The organism is Bergeyella porcorum (genome assembly GCF_042427575.1).
GTDB classification, from domain to species: Bacteria; Bacteroidota; Bacteroidia; order Flavobacteriales; family Weeksellaceae; genus Bergeyella; species Bergeyella porcorum.
This window is the reverse complement of the sequence record NZ_JBHMFD010000001.1, coordinates 174227-193093: the sequence shown is the minus strand read 5'-3', so window position 1 is coordinate 193093 and position 18867 is coordinate 174227. Positions and strand designations below refer to the sequence as shown.

Sequence of the window (18867 nt, the reverse complement as noted above, 5' to 3'; positions counted from 1 at the left end):
TACCTTTGTCAAAGCCCAGAACTTTGACAAAGATTGAAAAAAAAGCAGTATCAGCTTGTCGGGAAACGACATCAACTCGTTGTAAAGCAATATTAACCTCTGGGAACACTAGATAAAGTCTTGGAGAAGTAATATTAACTGCTGGGGATACAAGATAAAGCCTTGGGAAGACAATATTAGCTACTGGGAACACAAAGTAAAGTCTTGGGAAGACAATATCAAATCTTGGGAATGCAAGATAAAGTGCTGGGTAACGAATATTAATATTAAAATATTTAAAAATATGTCAGTAAAACACTACATCACCACCAAAGACTTCCTACACTACGGAAGCATTTTTGAGAATATCAAAAACAACGAAATCCTCAAAACCGAACTCGCAGAATACGGCTATGATGAGGTAGAACTCGCCAAAGGAAAAGCCCTATACGATACCGCTGCCCAAAAAATAGACGCCAACAAAACCGAAACCACAGAGGAAAAATTGGCATACGATAAGTTTAGCCAGAAATTTGAGGAACTGAAAAAAGCCTATACTACCGACCGCAAAAAAACTAAAATTATCTATAAAGAAGATGAGCGTACCCTCAGTGCATTGGGCGTAAAAGGTGTGGCAAGCTTGCGTATCAATCAGATTTTGGACAATGCCGATACACTTTACAAACAATTAAAATCCAATGAGGATTTGCGAAAACCTTTGGAAAGACTTAAAATCAATGAAGGGTATTTGGATACACAAATTGCCCTCTTGGAGGAGGTAAAAACCCTATACCAAGCCTATACCAAGGAAAAAGGCGAGAGCCAACAAGCTACAAAGGATAAAGACCAAGCTCTTGCCAACCTTGAAAAATGGGTGCGAGAGTTCTATGCCATTGCTAAAATCGCTTTGGAAGACAAGCCACAACTATTAGAGAGCGTTAGCAAGTTTGTGAAAAGCTAATTTACCTCCAAAGAAGAAATATTATACTAAAAATAAAAAACCGTTGCCCTCGCGGTTTTGCCCTCTTTGGGGGACAGGGGGCTTATAATGAAAAACATCGTAATCTTAGTATCAGGCGGAGGCACCAACCTCCAACGCATTATAGATAGCATAGATAAAGGAGAAATTCCCAATGCAAAAATCAGCCTCGTAGTGGCAGATAGAGAATGCTATGGACTGGTGAGAGCCGAAAATCATCATATTCCTCATCTTTTAATCAAAAGAGGGAAAGATTTTTGTGAGAATTTGGATGAAGTTCTCCCCAAAGATACAGATTTAATCGTATGTGCGGGGTTTCTGTCCATCATCACCCAAGAGTTTGTAACAAAACACAAGGGGAAAATCATCAATATTCATCCATCGTTATTGCCTAAGTTTGGAGGTAAAGGTATGTGGGGAATGAATGTACATAATGCCGTGATTAACGCCAAAGAAACCGAAAGCGGAGCCACAGTACACTTCGTAACAGCGGGTATAGACGAGGGTGAAATCATTTTGCAGGGGAAGGTTTCCGTAGTAGAAACCGATACACCCGAAACCCTCGCAGAGAAAATCCACCAAGTGGAATACGATATTTTCCCAAAGGCGATAGCAATGATTTTAAAAGAGGGGATTTAGGAATTAAATGATTTAAAGATTGAACAATTAAAATCATCAATAGGATTGGGCTTTAGCCGAAATAAAAAAACATAGAAGAAATAATAAATAAAAATGAAAAGAGCATTAATCTCAGTATCAGACAAGAGTGGGCTGATAGAATTTGCACAATTTTTAGAGCAAAACAATTACGAACTTATTTCCACGGGGGGAACTTTCAAACACTTGAAAGACGCGGGGCTTTCGCCAATCCAAATTGATGAGGTGACCAACTTCCCAGAGATGCTAGACGGAAGGGTAAAAACCCTACACCCAAAAGTACACGGCGGACTCTTGGCTGTTCGCTCCAATGAAGAGCATATGAACACCGTGCAAGAACACGGCATCGGGCTAATTGATATGGTCATCGTGAATCTTTATCCGTTTTTTGAAAACGCCAATAAAGACATTTCCCTCGATGAAAAAGTAGAGTTTATAGACATCGGTGGACCTTCTATGCTTCGTTCGGCAGCGAAGAATTTTAATTCCGTAACAGTAATTACTGATGTTCAGGATTATGAAAAAGTAAAATCCGAAATAGAAAGGGAAGGAGATACCACTTTGGCAACGCGTAAAACCTTGGCAGGAAAGGTGTTCAACCTTACTTCGGCTTATGATGCTGCTATTTCCAAAATGCTTTTAGAGGAAGAATACCCAGAATACCTCAATGCTTCTTATAGAAAAGTTGCAGACCTTCGCTATGGTGAAAACCCACATCAGTCGGCAGCGTACTATGTTTCCACTGTAGAAAATGGAGCGATGAAAGATTTTGAACAATTGGGCGGAAAAGAATTATCTTTCAATAATTTGAGAGATATGGACTTATGCTGGAAGGTAGTGAATGAATTTAAAGACGAGATGGCTTGTTGTGCTGTAAAACACTCTACTCCTTGTGGTGTAGCCATTGGTGAAACCGCTTTAGAAACTTACCAAAAGGCATTTGAGTGCGACCCAGTGTCTATCTTCGGAGGAATTGTAGCAATGAATTACAAAGTGGATAAAGCCACTGCGGAGGAACTCAATAAAACTTTCTTGGAAATTGTAATGGCAACCGATTTTGATGCTGATGCTTTGGAGGTTTTATCACAAAAGAAAAATCTAAGGGTTATCAAGATTAAAAATCCTGTGGCGGATAAACGGGTTTGGGTAAAAATAGATGGTGGAATGCTCGTTCAAAACGCAGATGACCAGTTCTCTACTGATATTAAAACAGTAACCAATGTAGAGCCAACCGAAGAGCAAAGAAAAGCCCTTCTCTTCTCGCAAAGAGTCGTAAAATATGTAAAATCCAATGCGATTGTGGTTACCAATGGAAAACAAGCCTTAGGTGTAGGAGGCGGACAAGTGAATCGTATCTGGGCAACACAGCAAGCCATTGAAAGAGCTAAAGAAAAATTCAGTGGAGATTTAGTTTTGGCATCTGATGCGTTTTTCCCGTTCCGCGATGTGGTAGATACTTGTGCTAAGGAAGGTATTAAGGCCATCATTCAGCCTGGAGGAAGTATGAGAGATGAAGAAAGTATCTCTGCTGCCAATGAACACGGCATACCAATGATCTTCACAGGAATGAGACATTTTTTTCATTAATGAAATGTAAGAGTTAGAATTAAATTAAAATCATTATTTTTGTTTCAGAGAAGAAATATTTAGATAAAATTAAAAGTAAATATGAGAATACTTATTGTAGGTGACGGTGGTAGAGAGTCTGCCATTGCGAAGAAATTAGCGGGAGATAGCAGAATTACCAAGATGTTTTTTGCGAAAGGTAATGCTACCACAGAAGAATTGGGAGAAAATGTCTATGATGCTAAAACGGTGGTAGAACTGAGAGATTTTGCCATCAAAAATAAAGTGGATCTCACCATTGTAGGTCCAGAAGCTACATTAGTAGATGGTATTGTAGATGAGTTTACCAATCACGAGCTTAAAATCTTTGGAGCCAAGCAAAGAGCTGCAACATTAGAGGGGAGCAAGGCTTTTTCTAAAAAATTTATGCAGACTTATGGCATCAAAACAGCTCAAGCGGTTGTGTTTGATTCTTATCCAGATGCTAAAGAATATCTACAAAAGCAAAAGTTTCCTTTGGTAATCAAAGCCAGTGGATTGGCTGGTGGAAAAGGGGTGGTGATTTGTGAAAACCTAGAGCAAGCAGACGCCACATTAGAAGATTTTATGATTCGTAGAATCTATGGCGACTCTGGTATTCAGGTGATTATAGAAGATTATTTAGAAGGATTTGAAGCGTCTATTATTGCGTTTTCTAATGGTGAAAAACTATTTCCTTGTATCCCTGTAAAAGATTATAAAAAAGTAGGTAATGGTGATAAGGGTGCCAATACCGGTGGAATGGGAAGTGTAGCACCAAGCCCTCAGTTTAATGATGAGCATATGCAAGATTTTGAGAAAAATATTTTGCAACCAACTTTAGAGGGGCTAAAAGCTGAGCATCTTCAGTTCAAAGGATTTATCTTCTTTGGTCTGATGGTAACTAAAAATGGTTGCCATCTTCTAGAATACAATATGCGTCTGGGCGACCCTGAAACACAAGTTATAATGCCATTGTTAGAAAATAATCTATTGGATGTTATCCAAGATTGTTTGGATGGAAAAGAATTGGATTTGAAGTTTAAAGATGAAAAAGCGGTTTGTCTGGTAATGTGTTCTGGTGGCTATCCAAGAAATATAGAAACAGGCTTTGAGATAGTAGGAATAGATAAAGTAAAAGACAGTCAGGTTCTCTTTGCAGGAGCGGCGTATAAAGGAAATAAAATTGTAACGGCAGGAGGTAGAGTGCTCAATCTGGTAGCCACAGGAGATACCTATGAGGAAGCAAGGCAAAAAGTGTATGAAGATGCCCTTACCATCAATTTCGATTACGGATTTTATAGAGAAGACATCGCAAAATTTTAAATCAAAGGCAGTATATTGTTAATGGTCGTTTCAAATAGGCAGTAGGCTTTCAGCCGTAAGCTATAAGCGTTAATTTCAATGCAATATATTTATAATAAATTTATCATTGTAATTAACAATTAACAATTAACCTGCCTATCATAAAATTAAGAAATGAATAATGGAATTATCATATTAGACTTTGGCTCTCAATACAATCAACTGATTGGTAGAAGAATCCGTGAGATGGAAGTCTATTCAGAAATTATACCTTTCAATACACCTTTGGCTGAGATTTTAGCCAAAAAGCCATCGGGGATTATCCTTTCAGGAGGGCCAAGCTCGGTGAATGCGGAAGATGCTCATTTGGTAGAAAAAGAGCTATTCGAGGCAGGCGTTCCTGTATTGGGCATTTGCTACGGAATGCAGCTTACCGCTCACCTCTTAGGAGGCAAAGTGACCAAAGGCGAAAAAGGAGAATACGGAAAAGCAGAATTGGCAATCGTGAAGAGTAACGCATTATTCAATGGTGTTGCTGAAAAATCTATCGTATGGATGAGCCATTTCGATGAGGTGGCAGAAGCCCCAGAAGGCTTTGAAATTTCAGCGAAAAGTGGTGTGATTGCCGCAATGGCGAACGAAGATAAAAAAATATATACCGTGCAGTTTCACCCAGAGGTAACCCATACTGAAGAGGGCGGAAAAATGCTAGAGAACTTTGTTTTGAACATCTGTAAAGCAGAAAAAAATTGGAAACTGACGGGCTATATAGAGAGAACTGTTGCCGAAATCAGAGAAAAAGTAGGCACAGAAAAAGTGATTTTGGGCTTGTCTGGTGGCGTAGATTCTTCCGTGGCAGCGGTGCTCATTCATAAAGCCATTGGTGACCAACTCACTTGTATCTTCGTAGATACGGGACTTTTGCGTAAAAACGAAGGCAAAAAGGTGATGGAAAACTACGGTGAGCATTTTAATATGAACATTAAAATGGTAGATGCCTCCGAGAGATTTCTGTCTAAATTAAAAGGTGTTTCAGACCCAGAGCAGAAGAGAAAAATCATAGGAAACGAATTTGTTGCCGTTTTTGATGAAGAATCTCACAAAATGGAAGGAGCGAAGTTTTTGGCTCAAGGAACTATTTACCCTGATGTGATAGAATCTCAATCGGTGAAAGGACCTTCGGCAGTAATAAAGTCTCACCATAATGTAGGAGGCTTGCCAGAAGATATGAAACTTCAACTTTTGGAACCCTTACGCGAACTTTTCAAAGATGAGGTGCGTAGAGTAGGCGAGGAGCTCGGCATTCCACATCATTTGGTATATCGCCATCCATTCCCAGGACCGGGCTTAGGTATTAGAGTCTTGGGCGAAGTGGATGCGGAGAAAGTAAGAATCCTACAAGAGGCCGATGATATTTTCATAGAAGAATTGTACAGACACGAGCTTTATGAGAAAGTTTCTCAGGCGTTTGTAGTATTGCTACCCGTGAAATCTGTGGGAGTAATGGGCGACGAGCGAACCTATGAATATACCGCCGTAGTGCGTTCTGCCAATACCATCGATTTTATGACGGCAACTTGGAGCAAACTTCCATACGAGTTTTTGGAATTGGTATCCAACCGAATTATCAACGAGGTAAGAGGCATCAACCGTGTGGCGTATGATATCTCCAGCAAACCGCCTGCAACCATAGAGTGGGAGTAGAAATATCTTAAAAGTATAATCCCAAACCTTTCATCTAAACAATACTTGATGAAAGGTTTTTTGGTTATAGTATATAATATTTTTAAACATAATGTTAATTTGCGTATTTTTGTTGGGCAAATTCATTGCAAAACAATCTATAAATCTAATATAAATAGTAATAAGACCAATCTTATGAGTGAGAAAAGAGAAATGCTTTATGAAGGAAAAGCAAAACAAATCTTCCTTACAGACAATCCAGAGGAAGTGATCGTAAAGTTTAAAGACGATGCTACGGCATTCAATGCACAGAAAAAAGGTTCTTTCGATAGAAAAGGAGAGCTCAATAACGCCATCACCACTTTGATATTTGAATATCTGAAAGAAAAAGGTGTGGATACCCACTTCATCAAGCACCTTAATGATAGAGAGCAATTGGTAAGAAAAGTGGAAATTATCCCTTTGGAAATGGTGGTGAGAAATTACGCCGCAGGAAGTATGGCTCAGCGATTGGGCGTAGAGGAAGGGACAAAATCTCCTGTGACTATTTTTGATATTTGCTATAAGAAAGATGAATTGGGAGACCCTCTAATCAACGACTATCACGCTATTTTCCTTGGTGCAGCTACCAGAGAAGAGCTAGATGAGATGTATGCCCTTACTGGGAAAATTAATGAATTGCTGAAAGAATTGTTTGATAAAATGAACATCATTCTCGTAGATTTCAAAATAGAATTGGGAAAAACTTCTGATGGTAAAATCATTTTAGCAGACGAAATATCGCCAGATACTTGCAGACTTTGGGATAAAGATACGATGAAGAAATTAGACAAAGACCGTTTCCGAAGAGATTTAGGCGAAATTACAGAAGCTTATTTAGAAATTTACGAAAGATTAAAATCTGCTTTAAATAAATAATCTGTCCCCGAGTACAATAATGAAAGATCTAGCAAAGCACAGAGAAGAATATCTTAACCAATTTAAAAACAGAAACTACGGAAGAAACCTATTCCGTACATCAGAAGAGGAAGCCATAGATGCCCCTACCGAGGAGTGTGGTATATTTGGGCTTTATTCTGAACATAATCTGGATACCTTTTCACTTTCTCAGTTTGGATTATTTGCCTTGCAACACCGCGGGCAGGAAGCTTGCGGTATTTCAGTGATGAATAGCAATAAGATATTCAATATCAAAGATGAAGGTTTGGTATTGGATGTTTATAAAGAAATCCAAGAGCCAGAAACCTTTATGGGCAATGGCGTAATAGGGCATACCCGCTATACCACAGCAGGAGATAAGAAGAAATACAACTATCAACCATTTTTTGCTAAAAACGAGTACGACCAGATTATCCTTTCCATCGCTCACAATGGTAATCTTACCAATGCAATGGAACTCAAAAAAGAGTTGGAAGCAGAGGGGGTGGTATTTCGTGCCACTTCGGATTCTGAAGTTATTCTAAGGCTAATTCAGAAAAACTTGGATTTAGGTCTTCGTGGTGCCATCAAAGCTACAATGGATAAAATCCAAGGTGCTTACTCTGTGGTAGGGATTACGAGAAATAAATTCTTTGCCTTCCGAGATTTCCACGGCATTCGTCCGTTGGTATTGGGTGCAATGGATAACAAAACCTATGTAGTAGCCTCAGAAAGTGCAGCCTTAGATGCCGTGGGAGCTCAGTATGTGAGGGATATTTTACCAGGCGAAATCGTTTACACCAGCGAGAACGAAGAAGGTTTAAAATCTTTCTTGGTAAAAGACAACTGTGAGAATAGCATTTGCTCTTTTGAATACATTTACTTCGCAAGACCAGACTCCAGCCTAGAGGGCATCAATGTTCACGAGATTAGAGAAAAATCTGGAGAAAAAATTTGGGAACAAGCCCCCGTAGATGCCGATATGGTGATAGGCGTACCAGACTCTGGGGTGCCAGCAGCCATTGGATTTTCAAAAGTTTCGGGCATTCCTTTCCGCCCTGTTTTGATTAAAAACAGATACATTGGTAGAAGTTTCATTGTCCCTACACAGGAGATGAGAGAGCGTATTGTTAATCTAAAGCTAAACCCTATTATTTCGGAAATTAAAGACAAGCGCGTAGTCATCATAGACGATTCCATTGTGAGGGGAACAACCTCCAAACGATTGGTGAAAATATTGAAAGATGCAGGCGTTAAGGAAATCCACTTCCGAAGCGTATCGCCACCCATCATAGCCCCGTGCTTTTTGGGAATAGATACCCCTACCAAAGATGATTTAATCTCTGCCAATATGTCCAAAGAAGAATTGAAAGATTACTTGGGCGTAGATTCTTTAGAATTTTTATCATTAGACCATTTGAAAGAAATTTTGGGTTCAGACAAGCATTGTTTCGGATGCTTTACAGAGCAATATCCTGTGGGCAAAGGCGAAAATGCAGATATGTTTTAAGGCTATTGAGGGAAGAGAAAGGAAATGTTTCTGAGAAATCAAAAATTTTTGAGTAAAAAAGAAGCCAAATTTTTGGTGGAGAAATTAAAATATCATACTTTTGCACCTCGTTACATAATAATCATTTAAATAATATTGGAATGTACTTAACATCAGAAAAGAAGGCTGAAATCTTCGCAAAACACGGAAAATCTGCACAAGATACAGGAAGTGCGGAAGGACAAATCGCATTGTTCACTTACAGAATCAACCACCTTACAGGGCACTTGAGAGCTAATCATAAAGATTACGCTACTGAAAGATCATTGGTGAAATTGGTAGGTAAGAGAAAGAGATTGTTAGATTATCTTAAAAATAAGGATATCGAAAGATACAGAGCGATCATCGCAGAATTAGGATTAAGAAAATAATACATCTTATCAGAACAACAAAAGCAACTCAGAGATGGGTTGCTTTTTTTGGGTATTCAAAAAAATATTATATTAGTAGCGTTAATTTTAAAAACAAGTAAAATATGAAAAGATTAATGACATTAGTGATGTTAAGTTTTACCACTTGGCTACTAGCTCAAAATCAAAGATTCGTGTATGAATACCGATGGATTCAAGATTCTACCAACAAAGAAAAAATATCAGAAGAAATAATGTATCTGGACATTTCTCCCAAAGGCTCTAAATATTATAGCTATGGGAAATATAAATCAGATTCTATCGTTGAAGCACAAATCCAAAAGCAATTTGCCACAAAATCTACTGATGTTCGCATTGATATGAGCGGGATTAAAGTAGGAAAAGTGGGGTATATCGTAGAGAAAACTTATCCAGATTTTGAAATACAATTCTTCAATAGTGTTAGTTCAGATAAATATTTGGTGAAGGAAAACTTAAAAATCAATTGGGAAATCTTACCAGATAAAGAAAAAATAGGAGAATTTGATGCCCAGAAAGCCAAAACTCAACTTTGGGGGAGAACTTGGTATGCGTGGTTTGCTACGGAAATTCCCGTTGTAGATGGACCTTACAAATTTCACGGCTTACCAGGCTTAATAGTGAAAGTGGAAGATGCTACAGGCTCTCATAAAATGGAACTAAAAGCTTCAAAATCTTTAAAAGACCAAGAATGGAAAAGTGAAGCAGAGCAAAGTGGCAGCAAAAAATATATTCCTATAAAACGAGAACAATATAAAAAGGCGATTTCAGACTATAGAAAAGACCCTATTAAATCTCTCCGTATGATGTATCAAAGTGGAGCAACTATGTATGTTAAAGATGCCAGCGGCAATCCGATAGATATGAATGAATTTATAAGAAAAAGAGAAACACAAGCAAAAGAATCCATAAAGCGAAATAATAATCTGATAGAGCCTGACCTTCTAACGCCATAGCATACCAAAGGTTTTAACAGCAATGTTGAAGCCTTTTTTGTCTAAAATGGACTCTGTATATTGCTCTCATCACGCTAAAATTCCTTATTTTTACCCAAAAATTTATTGAAATGAAAAATTGGAAAACCGTAAAACAATACGAAGATATTACTTACAAGAAATCAGGTGGCGTGGCAAGAATCGCCTTTAACCGACCAGAGGTTCGCAATGCTTTTCGCCCAAAAACTACATCGGAGCTTTACGATGCTTTTTACGATGCGTATGAAGACCCAAGCATCGGCGTAGTGCTACTCACCGGCGAAGGTCCAAGCCCCAAAGATGGCGGACACGCATTTTGTAGCGGTGGCGACCAAAAGGCACGCGGACATCAAGGCTATGTGGGGGAAGATGGCAGACATCGTCTCAATATCTTAGAAGTGCAACGCCTCATTCGCTTTATGCCCAAAGTGGTGATTGCCGTAGTAAACGGCTGGGCAGTAGGTGGCGGGCACTCACTTCACGTGGTGTGCGACCTCACGCTGGCAAGCAAAGAACACGCTATTTTCAAACAAACCGATGCCGATGTTACTAGTTTTGACGGTGGTTATGGCTCGGCATATTTAGCAAAAATGGTAGGGCAAAAGAAAGCCCGCGAGATTTTCTTTTTAGGCAGAAACTACTCTGCACAAGAAGCCTTTGAAATGGGTATGGTCAATAAAGTAGTGCCTCACGCTGAACTGGAAAACACGGCTTATGAGTGGGCTCAAGAGATATTGGCAAAATCACCAACTTCTATCCGTATGCTAAAATTTGCAATGAATCTCACCGACGACGGAATGGTAGGTCAACAAGTTTTTGCCGGAGAAGCCACCCGCCTTGCCTATATGACCGACGAAGCCAAAGAAGGTCGCAATGCCTTTTTAGAGAAGCGAAAGCCAAACTTCGGAGAAGACCAATGGATTTCGTAATGTAGGAAGCTGTCCGAAAAGGGCAGCTTTTTTTATGCCATTAAATTTTGGGAGGCTAATTTTTCTAAAAATATGAGATCTTTGCAAGAATCGTTCAACTCCTTTTTTTCGTATTTGGATGATTATAATGTTCTCCAAAAATATCAGACCACGAGTTAAGTTAAAAAAATATTGATTTTGACTCGTGGAAAAATGAAAAAAGCAGGAAGATAAAGTATGATTATATTTATCTCAATCCTATGGAATCAGGATTGGAACTATACGAAGGGATTAGGGATTTATTGCAGGATACAACAACCGAAAACATCAAGGAATTAACTATCAAAAACCAAAAGATTTAATTCAATTTGAACCCAATTATCAACTTAAATCCGCTTAACTGTGGTCTAAATTTGGGGGACAGTATATTTCAAATATACGACATTCTCAGGCAATTTTTATTTTTAAAGTTTCGGATAGTTGTGAATACTATTTATTAAAAAAACCGTCACTCAACCTTTAAAAGGTGAATGACGGTCAATTGTTTCTAAACTTTCCTTAATCCGAACTTAGGCTAAATAATTTATTTCTCTTGAAATACAACATTCATATAAGCTCTATCTAGCTGATCTGCTGTCGCTGTAGCGGATACCTTGTAAGTTAATACTCCATCATCACTTACCATAACATCTATAAATACTCCAGAATTGTATGTTATATAATAATCTAACTCTGTTCTAGAAAATACTCGTAGATTTTTGGCACTCGGGTTTTTAGCTACCACCTGAGTATCATACTGTTGTTGATATTGGTCATACAAATCAATACTATGGGTTATATTACTTGTCATAGGTATTTCTATTGATGGCATATAAAATTGGGCTTTAGGAGCTAGACTAACCCATTTACTAGAGCTTTCATCATAGTAATAGAACCCTTTTTTGGTTATTTCTTGAGTTTTTGCACTCGTATCAGATATATCTCCAGATGTAGCGTATAGCAAAGTAGATTCCACATTGCTACTGAATGATTTAATGTCACTTTTTTCTACATTCGGAATAATTAATCCTTGATTCTTTCCTGATATACTTGATTTTGAAATATGTAAAGTAGCCTGAGGGTTCATATTATTAATTCCTACATTCCCTTCCTGTGCGTGAGCTAATACTCCTGATAGCATCAAAATTATGATAATATATTTATTCATTTTATTTCTTTTTTTTGTTATATTTTATTTCTTTCAAAAAGGTAAAAATTTTATCTTTTTGTCCCGATTGCATTAATGAATGCTCTTGCTTGTTTTACGGTTACTTTTATAGGGTAACTTGTGATATTACAATTATTTCTTGTGGATACTTTTCTATAATAAGTAGTAACGACTTCTTGATTTATTACTTCATAAGTAGGAGCAGTAGCATTTTCTATTGCTGTCCATTCTGATAGATTGGTACTTTTTTCCCATTGATAAGTAAAATCGTCTTCAGATGGAGTTACTCCTGTAGTGAGAGTTAATATTTGCCCTGTACGAAGTTCGTGTGTAATATTTTCTACTCCATATAAATCATTACGAGGTTCCAATAGTACAACGACATCAATTATTTTAGCTGATTGGTCTGCTGGAAAGGTTACTTTTACTCGTTGTTTTGTATAATATACTCCAGATGTCTGAGGGCAAGTAGATGGTGTACCATCCATCCACTCATATGTAACCCCTTCTGGTAATCCAGATGGTTCTATATATAGTGCTGCATCTGCCTCATCACCTTGCTTTAAAGGATCTGGAATTCGTGTAGTAATACAATATGAATTAGCTTGGATATCAGAGTAGTTAGCAGTGAAAGTTCTACCTACATAACGACCTAAGTCCATTGTTTCTATTGCACTGTTTTGCAATATTGCTCCTGTCACAGAGTCTATCCATCCGTTGAAGGTAAAAGTACCTTGGTTTACAATTGTTGGTACTGGTGTGATTTTCTCATTCCAAAACTTGGTAACGGTCTTTTCTGTTAGGAGGGCTGTATCGTCATCTGAAAATAATCCTTTGTCTATTTCTGTAATGAATTTTACTACTGCTTTTGCATTGGTAATTCCCACATATACAGTAGGCACATTTTGCCCTATTCCAGTTGCCGAAATTTGGTATGTTGCAGTTTCGTTACCATCTGTATTACCATTAGTAAATCGATATGTATCAACATCTAGGTTATTTGCTTTTACAGTATATGTAGTCTGTGATACTAATCCTTGAATATTCATATTCCCAGCATTATCTGTACTTCCTTCTACTATTGGAGTTTCTCCTTGAGTTGGATTTTGAGATAGTACTTTTATGTTCAGATTTTCTATTGCTACTTCGCCAGTATCTTTTATACCATTCATATTGATGTCGTTAAAAGCTACTACATTTATGCGTCCAAGAGCAATTTTTACATTGAGTTTTTCTGTTTTTACATCCAAAGAACCATAGCTATCCAATATCATACGATAAAATGCATTCCACGAATTCATAGACCCATCTACTGCATTTTCAGCATTTGCTACTTGAAATGTTCCTGTAATAGGATATGTAGTATTAGCCGCCAATTTTTGACCAGTTTTAGTCTTGATACGTATCATATTGGCTGACTCTCCCGTATAAACTCCCCAATTGAAATTTTTTAGCTGATCGATAGAGTATTGTTGAGGATTACTGATATGAGCATAACTTACATCAAATATTTGGTTGAAAGTAGTATCCCCTACTAGAGTATTTTGTAAGTTCATATCAAACTTAAATGCTTCATCTTGGAAGTTTGTTCCCCAGTTTTGATTAAGTTTAGCAATAGGCAAAAACAAGTCTATATCCCCTAATTCTTTGTTGGTTGGGTTAGATATGTTATACTTAATATTTACTCTATCTGTTGTACTTTTCAGGTTAAAACTTTCACCTTGTTGTAGCGGTTGATAATTGGTTTCGTTTTCTAATTTTGCTTCAATTCCCAGTTGTACACGTTCTATTGCTACTAAAGTTAGCGTATTACTGCTTGAGGCATTTGTATATACAGTTGCATCATTGGTAGCACCATTTTGGTTGATGTCATAAATATCTTGCCCTCTAGCCACTAAGCCTGAATTGAAGAAATGTCTATTTTGTAAAGTTTCTACATAAAGGGTTTTGGTAAGTGGATAAATTGTAGTAGAAAATGAAGTATTTTCTATTTCTACTTTAGCGGTGATAAAATTTTCATTAAAACCTTGCCCAGGCGTACCTATCCAACCTATAATATTATCTGTGCCGGAAGTCTGACTTAGATCATAAGTATAGATTTTTTTATCATCTTGCTCTCTTACTGCTAGTGGGGTAGCTGTAATGGTGACACCATTGCTATTGGTAAAAGTTATCGATTTTACAGTAATTTCCTTAGGATAAACAACAGCTACTTTAGACACTTCGGTAAAACCATTCTGATCTCCCCAGTGTTGTCCACCATCTAGTATTTTGTTTTTTATAATATAATTTAAAGTAGCAGTTTCATAGCCATTTACTACTTGAGAATTAGGCATATCTATGCGCACATTATTTCTTGTGGAACCATTGCTAATTTCTACTAATTGTTTTAATGCTAATTGAGAATAATTTCTATCTACACTATTAGCATCATAGTTTTCGTCTCTTATAGTAATCTTGTCTAATTGAATAGGAGAATTAGATATAGCTGATGGTACCTTTAATATACCAAAAACATCTGCTTGGCGACCAAACTTATCTTGTTTAATACTCCCTTTGGCAGGAATGGCTCCAATAGGCATAATTACCTCCGTAAGCACATCATCTGCACTATATCCTAAAGAAACCACATCTACAAATTTCAAATCATTCCCACTATAATTTACGGTATGTGTCTGTTGAGTAGGGTTGTTTTTGGTTTTTACTTTTATGGTTGTCATTGTATAACCCGTGTTTTTCCACAAGCGTATTCCTTTTACTTCAAACTTATCTGATGTAGGAAATTCAAAAAGTACCTCTTTAGGACGGGTGGCATTCTGAGTATCCATATTAACCAAAAAGAAATCATAAGGAAGATAACCTAAGGCTGTATAAAAATCAGTATAGTTATTTACAGTATTAGCCGATCTTACATAAGATATAATACCTGATGTGATTTGTTCGCTGTTAATCGCCATTCCCTGTGTCGTACCAAAATATCCTATTGTTTCAGTGTCAGATAGTCTTGTATATGTTACAGGAAAGATGGAGTAGCTTGTAACATTTCCTATTGAACCAGAATTATTAGCAAGATTGGTATCTGCTGTAAAGTTTCTTAATCTAATTTTTTTATAAGTAACTTCTATGTTAAAGGTTCTAGTTCCTCCAGCTGGTACATCCGCAACCAAACTTTCAGCAATGGCTATATTCATTGCTACATTTCTAGATGAATACGAATAGGTTGGCTTTTTCACGAAAGTCATTTTAGTTTGACCTGTACCTAAAACTTCTGTAGTGATATCAAAAGCATTTCTTGTAAGTGCATCTAGTACATTTATAGAAATTCCTTGAGGCAATAGCATTTCATATTCAAATTCTTCTATGAATGGTGGCATAGAATACCCTTGTGTATTGATGAGGACAAATCTCATATGTTCTGTATTCCCATTTTGACTTGTAGCATTGCTATAAATCTCACGATATACATCTACTTTACGAGAATACAATGGAGTAACTTTAATCTTATTTAAGACCGCACTTTGTGCATAAGAACTTCCTTGATGGTCGTACAATACTTCAGCGGTAATAGGAGTTGATTTTTCAATTCCCTCACTAGAACCATTAATAGTTCCGTCTGTTGCAATACCATTTAATCTTAGATCTGGATTTAGTTTAAAGGTAAGAGGAATGGTTACACTAACGACGTCATTCATCGTATAAACATACTGTTCTGCTGTAGGTATAGAAGTATATACCACTCCTACTGCATTATAATACTGTCCGCCAGCATTAGGTACTATAGAATTGGTATAAACTCTTGCTTGGTTTTGTTTTATATTTGGGGTAATCCCATTGATAAATAAATTTGTATTTTCATCAGAAGTCCCATCATCTAATAATGATAAGAAGTTACCTAAAGTAAGTTTCATTTTTTTGTTTGTGGCATCCGATGGATAAGTTACCCTTACTTTAATCTGGATATTTTGTCCATTACCACCATTATAAACCTCATTTAGGTCTGTAATCAAGGAGTTATCCATACGGAGAAACTCTACTGTCTGTGCCTTTACCTGTATACCGATACTAGTAAAGAACAATACTAAAAGCCATAGGGCTTGTTTTAAAGATGTGTTCATATATAAAAAGTGTTTAAAATGTTACTTATCAATCGATCATTTAAAAATGAAATAATCGTAATATTTAATTATCGTGCAGAGGTACACCTTTTTTATTTGATATAAAAAAAGACATAATACAGCATCAATAAATTATGATTTCATCAATAACTATAAGTAAAAAAGCTATTATCTCATCTAGTTATTTGAGATTCTTCTTTCCTTACAGTAAAGTTATCTTTATGAGCAAAATTATCAAAAAAGGTTGTCCTTTTTCGGACAACCTCTTTTGTTGTGTATGAATTGCAAAAACTATTTCTTCAGGTGGGTGATGAAATAATCTGCGATTTTTTCGTTGAGGTGGATTCTATCTTTGCCGCGTACATTGTGTTCGTGGGTAGGGTAGAGGAAATAATCCACTTGTTTACCAGCCTTGATGCAGGCTTCTATAAACTCCATACTATGCTGCTGTAGCACCACTGGGTCTTGGGCTCCGTGAATCATCAGCAATCGCCCTTTGAGGTTGTGCACCTTGTCTAGGGTAGAAGTTTTGGCATAGCCCTCAGGGTTGTCCTGAGGCGTATCCATATAGCGTTCGCCATACATCACCTCATACCATTTCCAGTCGATAACAGGGCCTCCTGCCACACCTACTTTGAAAACTTCTGGATGGTGAAGCATTAGCGAAGTTGCCATAAATCCTCCGAAAGACCAACCGTACACCCCAATTTTATCCGCATCTACAAAAGATTTGGATTTCAAGAACTCAACCCCCTTCATTTGGTCTGCCATTTCATTAACGCCCAATTGCCTGTGAATCACTTGTTCGAAATCTCTACCTCTGTTGGCACTTCCGCGGTTGTCTAGCGTAAATACTACAAAACCTTGCTGTGCCATATAATAGTCAAAAAGCGAAGCACCACCCAGCCAAGAGTTGGTTACCAACTGGGCGTGAGGGCCGCCATAGACATAAATCATTACAGGGTATTTCTTAGACGCATCAAAATTGGTAGGGTAAATCAATCGTCCGTTGAGGTCTGTTTTTCCGTCTGCAGCCTTCAGGGTTATATATTCTGTCTTCGGCATATGGATAACCCCTTGATACGGATTTTTAGCCTCCAAAAGATTGGTTTCTTTACCCGATTTTGTTGCCACCACATCTACCACATTGGGGATATTGGTATTGGAATATTGGTCTATATAATAGGTTTTGTTGGTGCTTAGGTAGGTATCGTGTACGCCAGATTCGTCGGTGATTTTTTCTGTTTTTCCAGATTTGATATCCACGGCATAGAGGTGATTGTCTAGTCCTTTGTTAGCCGTTCCTTTATACCAAATTTTGTTGTCTTTGAAATCGATAAATTCTAAGACCACTACATCTTGATACCCTAATTTTTTCAATAGCTTACCATTGGTGTTGTAGAGGTAAAACTGTCTGTAGCCATCTTTATCCGTAAGGTAGGCAAACTCATTTCCGTTGGCAGGGTTAAAGTACAATGGGTGCTGAGGTTCTACATACTTATTGGATTTTTCTTCAAACAAAGTAGCGATAAATTTCCCATCTTTAGCGTGGTATTTGTTGAGTTTCAGATGGTCTTGTCCGCGGTTGAGCACGCCTACATATACCGTTTCGCTATCCGCACCCCAAGTTACCGCTGTGAGGTATTGCTCTTTTGGCAATCCGGTTTGTAATGTTGTATAAGTTTTGTTTTCAATATCAAAAACCACCAAAGTTACCTCCTCGCTTTTCTCACCAGCCATAGGGTATTTAAGGTCGTTTTCTGTAGCGATTCTCGTGCTGAAATCTACCAAAGGGTAGTGGGCAACCATTGTTTCGTCTTTTCTGTAATACAATAGTTTTTTACCATCGGGGCTAAACCACATTCCTCGGTTGATACCAAACTCCTGACGGTGCACATAGTCGCTACCGTTGAGGATGGCTTTGTCTTTATCTTGCGTTACCTGTGTAAGCGTTCCAGCCTCATCGGTCAAAACAATGTTGTTATCGATAAGCCAAGCGGCATATTTTCTGTCTTTTGAAAAGATTTGGTTTTTAGCATCGTTGCCCAAGGCAAAGGCAGAAGTGATTTTCTTACTGTTGCTATCGTAAATCACATCGTATTGGTGCGATTTTGAAGCCACTTTAAACTGAATCACGCCATCAGAAAGCCATTCGTATTCGTAAGGGAAAATGTTGAGCGAAAAGGTATCTGAAGGGAATTTTTGTTTCAAAGCCTCTTGAATATCGTTTTTAGAAAGCAAGGCGTTCGACTTCCAGTTGGTATCTGCCGAAGCTACCATTAGCTGTTGATAATCATTGCTTAGATGTGTAAATGCTTTATCGTTTTTCCATTGAGGAGCCACGATGTTTTCTGCTCTAAACGAGGTGTAGGCACCCGATGTAGCCTCAGCAATGGTGAGATTTCTTTGCGAAAATCCCCAAAAACCACTGAGTAAAAAGGCAAAAATTGTTATTTTTTTCATTGGAACATTTTATTTTTAGCGAAGATATAAATTGTAGGGTAATAAAAAAAGGAATATTGGAATTAGTTGATGGTTGTTGGTCGTCGGTGGCTGGTGGTTTCCCCTTCGGGGTTAGGGGGCTTGTCCTTTGCGGTAAAAAATATCAATTGCTAAAAAT

General features: G+C 37.6%; 13 protein-coding genes. 10 read left to right on the top strand and 3 right to left on the bottom strand.

Going from position 1 to position 18867, the window contains the following annotated elements:
- Positions 1-283: 283 nt before the first annotated feature.
- The 10 genes from ACFFUE_RS00815 to ACFFUE_RS00770 all read left to right on the top strand — a co-directional run bounded on the left by ACFFUE_RS00815 (position 284) and on the right by ACFFUE_RS00770 (position 10946).
- The gene (locus ACFFUE_RS00815) at positions 284-940 is read left to right on the top strand and encodes a PQLLE family protein (protein ID WP_376831952.1); all 657 of its coding nucleotides are present in this window, start codon (positions 284-286) and stop codon (positions 938-940) included.
- 87 nt (positions 941-1027) lie between these two features.
- Positions 1028-1597, top strand: coding sequence for a phosphoribosylglycinamide formyltransferase (gene purN / locus ACFFUE_RS00810; RefSeq protein WP_376831950.1), 570 nt, complete (start codon positions 1028-1030; stop codon positions 1595-1597).
- Between the two features lie 93 nt (positions 1598-1690).
- Positions 1691-3202 (top strand): bifunctional phosphoribosylaminoimidazolecarboxamide formyltransferase/IMP cyclohydrolase, encoded by a 1512-nt coding sequence (gene purH / locus ACFFUE_RS00805; protein WP_376831948.1) that lies wholly within the window; start codon positions 1691-1693, stop codon positions 3200-3202.
- A gap of 81 nt (positions 3203-3283) precedes the next feature.
- Positions 3284-4525 carry a phosphoribosylamine--glycine ligase gene (purD, locus tag ACFFUE_RS00800; RefSeq protein WP_376831946.1) on the top strand — a complete coding sequence of 414 codons (1242 nt, stop codon included), beginning with the start codon at positions 3284-3286 and terminating at the stop codon, positions 4523-4525.
- Between the two features lie 153 nt (positions 4526-4678).
- Positions 4679-6208, top strand: a complete 1530-nt coding sequence (guaA, locus tag ACFFUE_RS00795) for a glutamine-hydrolyzing GMP synthase (protein WP_376831944.1) — start codon at positions 4679-4681, stop codon at positions 6206-6208.
- 174 nt (positions 6209-6382) lie between these two features.
- Positions 6383-7105, top strand: coding sequence for a phosphoribosylaminoimidazolesuccinocarboxamide synthase (gene purC, locus ACFFUE_RS00790; RefSeq protein WP_376831942.1), 723 nt, complete (start codon positions 6383-6385; stop codon positions 7103-7105).
- A 19-nt stretch (positions 7106-7124) separates the two neighbouring features.
- The gene (purF, locus tag ACFFUE_RS00785) at positions 7125-8615 is read left to right on the top strand and encodes an amidophosphoribosyltransferase (protein ID WP_327984697.1); all 1491 of its coding nucleotides are present in this window, start codon (positions 7125-7127) and stop codon (positions 8613-8615) included.
- 140 nt (positions 8616-8755) lie between these two features.
- On the top strand, positions 8756-9025 hold the full coding sequence (gene rpsO / locus ACFFUE_RS00780; RefSeq protein ID WP_327984696.1) for a 30S ribosomal protein S15: 270 nt from the start codon (positions 8756-8758) through the stop codon (positions 9023-9025).
- Between the two features lie 104 nt (positions 9026-9129).
- Entirely contained in the window at positions 9130-9999 is an 870-nt protein-coding gene (locus ACFFUE_RS00775; RefSeq protein WP_376831940.1) for a GLPGLI family protein, read from the top strand.
- Between the two features lie 110 nt (positions 10000-10109).
- Positions 10110-10946, top strand: coding sequence for a 1,4-dihydroxy-2-naphthoyl-CoA synthase (locus ACFFUE_RS00770; RefSeq protein WP_376831938.1), 837 nt, complete (start codon positions 10110-10112; stop codon positions 10944-10946).
- 562 nt (positions 10947-11508) lie between these two features.
- Here the strand turns inward: ACFFUE_RS00770 and ACFFUE_RS00765 are convergent.
- The 3 genes from ACFFUE_RS00765 to ACFFUE_RS00755 form a co-directional block, all read right to left on the bottom strand.
- Positions 11509-12132 carry a phage tail-like protein gene (locus ACFFUE_RS00765; protein ID WP_376831936.1) on the bottom strand — a complete coding sequence of 208 codons (624 nt, stop codon included), beginning with the start codon at positions 12130-12132 and terminating at the stop codon, positions 11509-11511.
- 50 nt (positions 12133-12182) lie between these two features.
- Positions 12183-16247, bottom strand: a complete 4065-nt coding sequence (locus tag ACFFUE_RS00760; protein ID WP_376831934.1) for a DUF8696 domain-containing protein — start codon at positions 16245-16247, stop codon at positions 12183-12185.
- A gap of 291 nt (positions 16248-16538) precedes the next feature.
- On the bottom strand, positions 16539-18710 hold the full coding sequence (locus tag ACFFUE_RS00755; protein WP_376831932.1) for a S9 family peptidase: 2172 nt from the start codon (positions 18708-18710) through the stop codon (positions 16539-16541).
- Positions 18711-18867 lie beyond the last annotated feature (157 nt).